Here is a 10,569-nt window from a genome sequence, read left to right on the forward strand (position 1 = left end):
AACATACGCCAAAAATTGCATACCGGCTTGTCGGTGTTTACTGGCTAATTTATCTACTGCTCTATTGAAAACCTCTCGTGATAGCGATGAAGCACTAGGGGAGATAAATACAAAAATTATTCAACGTGTTGGCAACCTTTACTTCAAAGCTCATCGCTATTGCGCCTATTGAATTTATTCATAAGTGAAATGATTTTTATTAAAAGCAGGTCTGTAATTATATCTACATAACTATTTATTCATTCACCACATCGATGCGAGATTTTTATGAAAAAAATATTAGGATTAGTTTTATCAATTTCGGTGCTTTTTTATGCATCATTAGCCAACGCAGATAAAGCAATTTTAGCAGGTGGTTGTTTCTGGTGTATGGAATCAGATTTTGAAAAATTACCTGGCGTTACAGATGTTGTCTCAGGCTTTACTGGCGGTAAGATAAAAAATCCAACTTATCAAGGTGATCATCGAGGCCATTATGAAGCAGTAGAAATAACCTACGATCCAGAAAAAGTGAGCTACCAAGATATATTAGATCACTATTGGGTAAATATTGACCCTTTTGATGCAAGAGGTCAATTTTGTGATAAAGGGCCAAGCTACCTAAGTGCCATTTTTGTTGCTAACAAGCAAGAAAGAACATTAGCTGAACAATCAAAAAAAGCAGTAATAGCAGAGTTTCCTAATCAAACCGTTGTTACACCTATATTAACCGCTAGTACTTTTTATCCTATTAAAGGTAATGAAAGCTACCATCAAGATTTTTATAAAAATAGCCCAATACGATATAACGCTTATCGTTGGCGCTGTGGTCGAGATCAACGTTTAAAAGAGATTTGGGGTGATAGAGCGACTCATGGTTAATAAATATGATCTTGCTGAACATACTAGCAAAAGTATGACTTACAGCACGGCGAAGGCTTAGCCTCAACAGACATGACTAATATTTACGAGTTAATATTAGTCAATTTTTCAATTGCCTTATCCTTGAGCTTAGTGAATGTTTTCCAATCTGATTCTTTCATAGTCACTTCCTATTTCCCAGTCACCCTGAATGCACAATACCTTACTAAACAACCATAAAATAGTTGGCTAAAATGTTGAATGAAATAAAAACAGCCAAGTGTTTATTATTTTCTTAACTTAAATATACTCTGTTTAATGTTGGCATTTGCCTATTGCCTCACTAAGGAGTTAAAAATTTTTTGCTAATATGTTGAAGTACGAAAACCACAAACTGTTATTTGTCCTTCTTGAGTAGTTTGTATGGCAAACACTTGGGTCACCAAATACGTTAAAGGTTCTGAACTGAAATGAGTAAATTTAAAAAACCGATCGCCATTTAATTGCTAACCATGAATTTAAGCTGTTGAATCGATATAAAAAAATTCCTGTAAAAAAGGGTCTTGGTCTTAGCGTCACTCTCAGTTATATTATGGTTACATTTACGATCATTTAATGACTTTTTATGAATATTCGCTCTAAACTAACGTTGAGCTTTGCCGCTACGGTTATTTTACCTATTATTGCTATTGCTATTGTCAGTATATCAATGACGATCTCTAAGTCTTCAACCAGCTTTGTGGAGCGCACTCAAGATGAGTTAAGACAAGTAGACAACGGCTTTCAACTCTTCTTTCAACAAATCAAAGCTAACGTAATATTTTTAGCTCAAAATAAGTTGACAGCCCAACTTCCTGATAATACTCATACTTATATTGACTCTGATCATATGATGGAGCCAAAAAATGATTCTGTCGAAGAATTAAATTTATATAAGCTGTATGAAGAGTTTGGTTCATCACACCCTGATTTACTTTACGTATACACAGGCACCAAAGAAGGTGGCTTTGTTCAATATCCATTAGAAGTGCTTGGAGGTTATGATCCAAGACAACGCCCTTGGTATAAACAGGCACTAGCCTCTCCCAACGCTCCAATTATTACTGAAGCCTATCAAGATGTCATAGGAAAACCTGTAGTAACTTCTGCGTTAGTGGTCAAAAATAAGCAAGGCGACATCATAGGCGTACAAGGTCTAGATGTTACCCTTTCAACATTAACGGATATATTGAGTAATACAAAACTAGGTGAAAGCGGCTACCTCATTCTTATTGATGAGTCAGGAACCGTACTAGCTGATGCCAAAACACCAGAGAATAATTTCAAAAATATTAAAGATCTTTCATCATCATTATTTTCCATATTACAAAAAAGTCCAAATCAAGATCATTTTTCTACAGAGCATTTAGGTGAAGATGTTGATGTTGCCAGTTATTATTCAAAAGAATTAAAGTGGCGTTTTGTTGGCGTCATCCATAGCGATGAAATTTTAGCGCCTGCATATAATATGAGTCAGACAATTACCCTGATTGCCTTTATCATGGTGACATTATTTATTGCCATAGGATTTTGGTTAGCCAATCGTATTGTTCAACCCATTAACCGTGTGGCTGAAGGGTTGCGTGATATTGCACAAGGTGATGGAAACTTAACTAAGCGACTAGAAATTATTGGTCAAGATGAAGTCAGTGAATTGGCTCAATGGTTTAATCAATTCTTAGACTCGATTCATCAGCTTGTTGTGGATATTAAAACCTGTGCATCAACATTAAATGTGGCAGCTAATGAATCGGGTATGCAAATCGCTGATGTAAAAGCAGTCAGCCATAAACAAGAACAATCAATAGATAATGTCAATAACCTTATCGCAACAATGACAGATATCGCACATCAAACATCAAACGACTGCCAAGAAAGTTCAACGACTATTATGAAAACTGAAGAGTACTCAAAGAAGGGAATTTCGTTAATTTCTGTCACGGTAAGTGAAGTGAGTTCGTTAAATAAATCGTTAAGTGAATCATCTCAATCGATGAAGTCACTTGAACTGGAAAGTGAGAATATTACTAAAATATTAGATGTTATCAGAAGCATTGCTGAACAAACTAATCTGTTAGCACTTAATGCGGCCATTGAAGCGGCGAGAGCTGGTGAGCAAGGGCGAGGTTTTGCTGTGGTCGCAGATGAAGTGAGAACATTAGCGCAACGCTCGCGAGGCGCTACCGAAGAAATTGATGCTGTATTGATGAACTTGCTGGATAAAACACGTGTTGTTTCTCAACAAATGGGCGTGAATGTCGAACAATCGAAACAGACTATCGATAAAATTGAACAAGCGAATCAATCTTTTAACGAAATCAGTTCTTTGGTTGGACAAATGAAGGAAAATATTTCACGTATTACTCAAGCCGCAGATCAACAGTGCAATTCATCGGACTTGATCAATGACGATATTAGTGGCATTAATCAATCGGCAAAAGGTATTGTTAATACTGCTGATACATTGGCCGATGGATCGAATGACTTACTTGTTTTATCCAAAGATTTAACAAATTTAGTCGGTCGCTTTAAAGTCAATAATTAACACCTAGTATTAAATAACGAACCCGTATATTTTAACTATTTATACGACCCTGTAATAGATTTTGTTACAGGGTATAGCCAACTAAAAGCTGAATCTTGTTTAAAGCTATTTTTACGTATGTGATAAAAGCTTTACAAGCAACACTTCTAGAGTCATTTAAATTAGAGTGTTCTTTTCCATTTTTAGCTGCAACTTCTAATTTATTAATAACAGTATCAATATGTTGAGAGTATTTTTGTTCTCTTAATTTACAGCTAAATAGCATCGATAGTATAAATAATGTTAATACAATTTTGATTTTCATATTCACCAAAACCATTTAAAAAAAACGCCGCAATAAGAGGCTAAAAATTGTTGATTAAAATCCTTTTAAGTACCCAGACACTTTGAAAAACTAACGCTTACATTAGTGGAAAAATTATAGTTGGCTAAAATGTTGAACAAAGTGAAAACAGCCAACTGTATTTTTCCGTTTGATCTTCTTGTTATACCAATTTCATTAATTAGGTGGTCTACTTTAGACGCAGGAAAAATGGCCAAAATAGGCATTTATTTTAATAACTAGTGATTCTAATTATTAAATAAATAACGCAGTAGTGGGTAATTTTAACCAGTAAAAATGATCAGATAATGAGTGAGATTGGTATTAGTAGTTTTGAGACGTACGTAAGTCTTCCATTACGACTAGAAGTAGTGTGGCAATAGGTCCAAGTAATAACGATATAAGGAACCAATTTAACCCTTTACGACCTTTTCCTTGAGCTAAGCCAGCGTTTATTAATGCCAAAGTTCCCCAGCCAACGAAATACGAACCCGAGCTTGAAATAGTTTCCATAATTTGAGATATCCTTAATGACTACTAACACCTCGTTAAGAGGCAATAAAGTAGTTGGCTAAAATTAGCGACGATGGAGCAAAAGCCAACTGTTTTTTGTCCTTGTTTAATTTGCTGTTAACTGTTGATTTCACCAATACTATCAAGGTAATAAAATAAATTATAAGCAATAGCCATATAACAATTTCTATCATATGTAATCGCTGATGTGAAATCATTAAACACAAACCATGAAAGCGTCCCTGATGGCTCAAGCTATTGTAATTTATAGTATTTTTATTTATCTATGTGAACTAAACCACCAAAGAAAATAATATCAAATATATCGTGATAGCTAGTAACTTTATTCCCTTCCAGTTGCACAAGTGATTTACATTTTAGACAAGCCTGTAACTTTTTAGTGCCTCATGTATTTCAATTTTATGTTTGGAATATTTGTGGTCAAATTAATTCGAAAAGATCTTCATAGCCTTAATTGAAAGACCATCACGATCTTGAATTAATAGTCTCAAGTTTAGACAAAATGACTCAAGATCTTCTTCTCTTAAATCTTAGTGCATAATAAAGCTAGTCGTACTAATCCTTCATTTTCTTTTTTACCTTCTTGATTTATCCAATGCCAAAATGGACTTTCTTCAATTTTCTTACTCTTTTGGATAAACAATTGAGCATTTTCTATAGTCATATACGGGACTAAACCAACGCCCTATTAAGAGTCTTTTAATTGTTGACTAAAATGTGACGCGGAACCTAGCAAACTGTTAAAACTCTTGCTTGAAGGGCTTATGTTTTTCTTTAAACCAAAACTCAACTTCATCTGTTTCTATATCAAACTTTGCTGAGTGCTCTACATTCGCGGGTACATGATACCAGTCTCCTTTTGCAACCTTAGTAAGTTCACCATTCATTGTAAGTAACAATTCACCTCTTGTTATAACTCCATGATTATCTGTATCGTGAGTATGAGAGGGTATTGAAGTTCCAGCAGGATAAGATGCAAATAATACATCACTATCTTTGGCTTCAAGTTTATAAGCATCAAATCGACCATCATAAAGTGGAAGTCTTTTTATTCTCTCTGGATATTTACCTGACATGACTATTACTCCTTGAAACATACCAACGAGCTTGTAGAATAACTCGTTTATTATAAATTCCCCCTAAAAATAGGGGTACTAAATGCATTACCTATATCGAGTAAATCGTCTACAGCGCGATACAGGAACACAAAAGTTTAGTGATTTTGGCTGAATTAGTTATTCTACAGCCTCAACGCCCGATTAAGGGGCAAATAATTGTTAGTTAACATAAGCGACGCAGGAGCAAAAACCAACTGTTATTTGTCCTGCTTGAGTGGCTGATGAGTACATGGAAAAAAGGGATACATCATGTATTTATTATTTTAGGTCTAAGTAAGAAGCCAATAATACTACCAAAGAGATTCTTGTACATTGCTTCTATCTCTTCTTTATTGATACTGCCGCCAAAGATAAGCATCTCAAGTTTTTCTCCTGGTTCTTTCACAAAATAACCTGATGAACTGAATCCGTTTTTTTCATAAAAAGCTTTACGCTTGATCCTTTGTTCGAAGTTTTTTTCTTGCTTATCAAGTTTTTCAATGTTCAGTACAATTCTTTTTCCGGAGTGCATAACTTTCATTGAATCCATTACTTTACCGCCATATCCACCTGAGCGAAAAGATTCCGATATAGCTAAAAAGTGTACCAATACAATGTCTTTAAACTCAGTGGTATAAATGAGACCTATCCAAGTATCATCTGCATAAAGAACGTTAAAGCCTACCTTACCTTTTCTCAGTTTAAATTTGAGGATCCACGTGGGAATACGATGAGCGGTGGTAAACGCTTTCTTATACAGATCGATAACCTTCGAGTAGTTATCGTCATTTTGGTTTAGTGGTCGAAGATTAATGCTCAAATGTAGTACTCATAGACCTCAGTAAGAGGCTAATTTTTTTGCAAATAAAGCGAGGTACGAGCAACAGCAAACTGTTTTTAGTCCTGCTTTATTGACTTGTTATATGTTGCTTAATGAAAAACACTGAAATGACCAAAAACATTAAAGTTTGTTGTGTGGAATGAGTAGAATTAAAAACTTATCGCCACTTTACTGCTAACCGTGAATTTGAGCCGTTTATACAAAAACTGATTAAGCGAAAACAGAAGCAGAATTTATAAAACCTAGAGGGAGTTGAGAGATGTGCACTAAATCCATTTAGGCGAAAACTGTATAACCAAAAATACAAAATATTCTATGCCGCTAAATCTACCACAAAAACGAATAGAAAAAAGCACAAACCTAAAAGTTAACTACCTAAATCACAAAAACATTAACTAGAGCAAGTGGTGAGATATAACGTCAAGTTCACTGGCAGAATAGAGCGCCGTGGAATTACTGTCTGGTGTAGCGCTCTGTTATGTGTTGCAGTCGCATTTTATCATCGACTAATAGCTTTGAGTGCTCCAAGTAAATATTTTGGATTGTGTGCCGAATCGTACATTGGATGTACCTTCTTACCCGTATCAAATAAACCATAAACTGCCATTTGAGCTGTCCGAACAGAATATTCCACCGTAAATACACAATCTTTTGGTGCTTCAGCAAACTGACCTAAAAAGGCAAAATTCGTTGCGTCTTGGGGAATAACATTGGGTCTATCACCCATTTCTCTCGGCATAAAAAGACTATCAATAAACGGCATAGCAACAGGGATACAGTTAACCTGCCCGGCTTCTGTAATCGGTTTCATTATATCTTGAATTTTCAAATGATAGTAAAGCTCTTCTAGCATTTCAGCACCGGTACACTCTGCCATTGTTTTGTCAATGTAATTCCCTTTTCTATCAGGATAGAGTCCATAGCCCCAAAAAATCTTAACGTCATCAGGCTGGTTTGGGAAGTGAGGTTGTCGTGCTATTACAAATGACATCAGCCAGTTGGAGTCAGTCAAAGTAACCAGTCCGCCTGTCCCATTTACATTGCCCGAGAAGTTCTCCATATAATCGAGAAATGTGCTGTCTTTCATTGTTGCCGTAAATGAGTACCACTTTTGCAAATCAATATTGTCACAGAATGGATTCGGATTGCCGAAAGCCTTATCTTTTTTTGCTATGTTTTTCCAAAGCTTCCAAGAGCCGGATTCTTCTAGGCCTTTCAATTTTGCAGGAGTATCCCAAGTTCCATTATCCGTGCTTTCTGTTATAGATCCATTGGTGATAAACACAAAATCATTTTTGCCAAGCACTATTTCAGTTTTGTCTTTAAGGTGGAGCACTGTAGCACTCTTTTTGTCAGCGGATAGATTAAAATCAATATCAACAACTTCTTTGCCCATTTCAAATTTTACGCCCTTTTTTTCAAGGTATTTTTTCATAGGCCTTACTACAGAGTCGTATTGATTATATTTGGTACGCATTACACCGCCCAATCTAGGCAAACCATCAATAAGATGGATAAACCTTTTCATATATCTTCTCATTTCAGCAAGACTACTCCATTTTTGAAATGCAAACATGGATGTCCATATATACCAAAAAGTTGTGTCAAAAAAAGCTTGATCAAACCAATCTTCTATTCGTTGATTACCGAGTGAACTCTCTGAAACATAGGTTAATTTAAGAAAGTCTGTTTTTTGTTTAAACGATAAACCATAAGAAGAGACATCCAATTTTTTTCCGTCTTTCAACAAACGGGCCTGTCCATTTGAAACAAAGCGTTCATTAAAATCATAAGATTCATCTCTTACCGAAACATTTGGATCTTCCAGTGAAGGAATGTGAGAAAGCAGCTCCCAATAACATTCGAAGTGCATTTCGTGCATTCTTCCACCACGTACAACAAATCCATTATCTTTATCGCCAGCACCGTCTGTGGCTCCACCAGGAATTGAATCTTTTTCTAAAATGTAAATATTCTCACCAGGAACACCAGCATCTTTTTCTAAATAAACAGCACTTGCAAGTCCGGCAATTCCGCTACCAATAATGTACACTTTTGAATCTTTCAGGGTTTTGTTTCTTTCTGTTTTCATAAGATTATCCTTAAATTATTTCTACTTGTAAGTTTACACCTAACGCCTAGTATCATCAGCAGGCGCGCACTTTTTGCGTCGCTTGGCTGACCTTGTTAGGCATTTTTACACTTTATTTATTAGTACTACGACTCCGTTAACCTGCCACTGGACACACGAAAGAACTCACATACCATGGCGTATTTTGGTTAGAGACACTGACACTAAAAATCGTCTTTATGTCATTGCTGCCGAGTACCCTTTCTGCCAGATTTTTAAGCGCGTTTGCTACGTCGCTTTCGGCCTTATTATTATTCCGGCGAATACCATATCCGCTGATTTGATAACCCGCTTTGGCGTTGATTGATTCGGGCAATTCTCTGATCCGGATACGCCCTTTCGAACCTTCAGCCAACAGTTGCTCTCCTATTAGATTTGCCTGTTTCATCGCAGCAATACCAGACTCCGTGCACCAAAAAATATCGAAATCCCAATCATTCCACTGAAAAGACGGCTTAATTGTTTTGTCAGGGCCAGGTGTCACAACAGAATTGGTTTCCAAAGTGGTTTCGTATTTAAACTTCTCCTCAGCCTGTAAAATTTCACCAATATTTTTCTTAACCTCCGGTGCCCCGCCCTGCTTCAGCACATTCAACAACGAGGACCTTAAAGGCTCGTCCACCATGACCACCACAAAGGCCTGGGCGGCCTCCTGCTTTTTGGCATTTTGTTCTTCTAATGATTGGGTAACAATCTCGTAGATTTTAAGGTTAAAATCCTGATTACTTTCGCGCTCATCACGTTCCTCCTTATTCAAGGTCACCTGCGCGTTGATTGCACTCAACTCCGCCTGAATCTTCTGGTCTCTTTCATTGACACTGTAGTTTAGCCAGGCCACCATGGATGCGGTTAACACCGAAATAAGTGGGATGCCCACCTTGCTAATAAAATCTCCGATTTTCATTTTGACTCCTGTTCTTTTTAGTGAGATGTCCACTTTCATGGTCAGATCTAATGCCTAACTAATGATATGGACTTCCCCCCACTAATCGGCATCTATGTGCCATATTGAGAGGTGTTAAAAAACATTCAATAAAGGAGAGTCCATATGTTCTTAATTAAAGTCGTTGGCATCGATTTAGCCAAGTTAATTTTTAGTATTCATGGCACTGAGGAACATGAGAAGTGAAAATATCGTAAAAAAAAACATAAAAACAATCGGTTAGCCGAGATAGATAAATTACCACCCTGTATTATTGGCAAGAAAGCCTGCTCGGGTGCACATTACTGGGTAAGAGAATTTACCAAGCTCGGTCTTGATGTCCGTATCATAGATAGCCTCAACATTTGTTATTCCCTATCGAAAAATCAGAAGAATGACGCTGACGCCATCTGTGAGGCTTATTGTCAGCATTTGGCATCATCATGACCAAAGATAGTTACCCTATACAAAAGGCCATTGGTAGTATTTTAGAGGATGGTGAAAATAATTTACTCTTCCTTGCGTGTGAATTACTCAATGATTTATGGCAAAGCATTAAAATTTTAAACAAAGAAACACTCAAATACGACAGAAAGCTCTATGCCTTAGCTAATCAAATGAAAGATCCTAAACGTATGATGAACATTGCTGATATTGGTGAAATCCCGCAACAGCGATGGTGGCAAGCGTTAATGATGCTAAGCACTTTGACACCAGTCGCTCATTTGTAGCATGGATAGGTTTAGTACCAAGGCAATACACTAAAGGTGGCGTTGTTCGGTTAGCTCGCATTAGCAAACGAGGCGAAAAGTATATTCGTACCTCACTCATTCATGGCACACGAGGCGTTATTGCTGACTGTAAATAAACTGACTGTACCCGTATCTGGGTAAAATATCTTGTTAAACGACAAGGATTTAAACGAGAAACAGTAGCACTGGACGCGAAAAATTCCCGCTTAATTTGGGCACTGTTGCACTCAGAAAAAGCATATCAGGTTGATTATGTAAAATAACATTTTATGAAATAAAAAGGTTAACTCCACCGAGTCTATGCATTAGTAATTGACGATAACACGGTCAGACCGAGAGTAAGAAAGCCTGTTTAATCGGGAGACCATAAAAGGTGGTCTAACGAATGATACCAATTTCATTAATTAGGTGGTCTACTTTATACGCAGGAAAAATGGCCAAATATAAGGCATTTATTTTAATAACTAGTTGTTCTAATTATTAAATAAATAACGCAGTAGTGGGTTATTTTAACCAGTAAAAATGATCAGATAATTAGTGAGATTG

Annotated in this window: 8 protein-coding genes and 1 pseudogene; 3 read left to right on the plus strand and 6 right to left on the minus strand. The window is 36.5% G+C overall.

The genetic code is table 11. The annotated features are described in order from the left end of the window. Window positions 1-267 precede the first annotated feature (267 nt). Window positions 268-861, plus strand: a complete 594-nt coding sequence (gene msrA, locus H4J54_RS19150) for a peptide-methionine (S)-S-oxide reductase MsrA (protein ID WP_182192546.1) — start codon at window positions 268-270, stop codon at window positions 859-861. Between the two features lie 604 nt (window positions 862-1,465). Continuing rightward, complete coding sequence (locus tag H4J54_RS19155) at window positions 1,466-3,424, plus strand: methyl-accepting chemotaxis protein (protein ID WP_182192547.1); 1,959 nt, start codon at window positions 1,466-1,468, stop codon at window positions 3,422-3,424. 64 nt (window positions 3,425-3,488) lie between these two features. Here the strand turns inward: H4J54_RS19155 and H4J54_RS19160 are convergent, their stop codons facing one another. The 6 genes from H4J54_RS19160 to H4J54_RS19185 all read right to left on the minus strand — a co-directional run bounded on the left by H4J54_RS19160 (window position 3,489) and on the right by H4J54_RS19185 (window position 9,253). After that, window positions 3,489-3,728, minus strand: coding sequence for a hypothetical protein (locus H4J54_RS19160; RefSeq protein WP_182192548.1), 240 nt, complete (start codon window positions 3,726-3,728; stop codon window positions 3,489-3,491). 1,075 nt (window positions 3,729-4,803) lie between these two features. After that, window positions 4,804-4,944: a hypothetical protein gene (locus H4J54_RS19165; RefSeq protein WP_182192549.1), complete on the minus strand. Its 141-nt coding sequence runs from the start codon at window positions 4,942-4,944 to the stop codon at window positions 4,804-4,806. 76 nt (window positions 4,945-5,020) lie between these two features. After that, window positions 5,021-5,356 carry a cupin domain-containing protein gene (locus H4J54_RS19170; RefSeq protein ID WP_182192550.1) on the minus strand — a complete coding sequence of 112 codons (336 nt, stop codon included), beginning with the start codon at window positions 5,354-5,356 and terminating at the stop codon, window positions 5,021-5,023. Between the two features lie 289 nt (window positions 5,357-5,645). After that, the gene (locus tag H4J54_RS19175) at window positions 5,646-6,197 is read right to left on the minus strand and encodes a GNAT family N-acetyltransferase (RefSeq protein ID WP_182192551.1); all 552 of its coding nucleotides are present in this window, start codon (window positions 6,195-6,197) and stop codon (window positions 5,646-5,648) included. Window positions 6,198-6,717: 520 nt separating this feature from the next. Next, a complete protein-coding gene (locus H4J54_RS19180; protein WP_182192552.1) occupies window positions 6,718-8,310 on the minus strand; it encodes an oleate hydratase in 1,593 nt (530 codons plus the stop codon). A gap of 136 nt (window positions 8,311-8,446) precedes the next feature. Continuing rightward, complete coding sequence (locus H4J54_RS19185; protein WP_182192553.1) at window positions 8,447-9,253, minus strand: hypothetical protein; 807 nt, start codon at window positions 9,251-9,253, stop codon at window positions 8,447-8,449. Between the two features lie 144 nt (window positions 9,254-9,397). On the opposite strand from H4J54_RS19185, the pseudogene H4J54_RS19190 reads away from it, so the two are divergent. Then, a pseudogene (locus H4J54_RS19190) lies at window positions 9,398-10,286 on the plus strand (IS110 family transposase). Window positions 10,287-10,569 lie beyond the last annotated feature (283 nt).

This window comes from Colwellia sp. MB3u-8 (assembly GCF_014076985.1).
Taxonomy (GTDB): domain Bacteria; phylum Pseudomonadota; class Gammaproteobacteria; order Enterobacterales; family Alteromonadaceae; genus Cognaticolwellia.

What these genes read in the sequence shown, in the direction of transcription:
- msrA (WP_182192546.1), top strand. Translation starts at nt 268, where the DNA reads ATGAAAAAAATATTAGGATTAGTTTTATCAATTTCGGTGCTTTTTTAT.
- H4J54_RS19155 (WP_182192547.1), top strand. Translation starts at nt 1,466, where the DNA reads ATGAATATTCGCTCTAAACTAACGTTGAGCTTTGCCGCTACGGTTATT.
- H4J54_RS19160 (WP_182192548.1), bottom strand. Translation starts at nt 3,728, where the DNA reads ATGAAAATCAAAATTGTATTAACATTATTTATACTATCGATGCTATTT.
- H4J54_RS19165 (WP_182192549.1), bottom strand. Translation starts at nt 4,944, where the DNA reads ATGACTATAGAAAATGCTCAATTGTTTATCCAAAAGAGTAAGAAAATT.
- H4J54_RS19170 (WP_182192550.1), bottom strand. Translation starts at nt 5,356, where the DNA reads ATGTCAGGTAAATATCCAGAGAGAATAAAAAGACTTCCACTTTATGAT.
- H4J54_RS19180 (WP_182192552.1), bottom strand. Translation starts at nt 8,310, where the DNA reads ATGAAAACAGAAAGAAACAAAACCCTGAAAGATTCAAAAGTGTACATT.
- H4J54_RS19185 (WP_182192553.1), bottom strand. Translation starts at nt 9,253, where the DNA reads ATGAAAATCGGAGATTTTATTAGCAAGGTGGGCATCCCACTTATTTCG.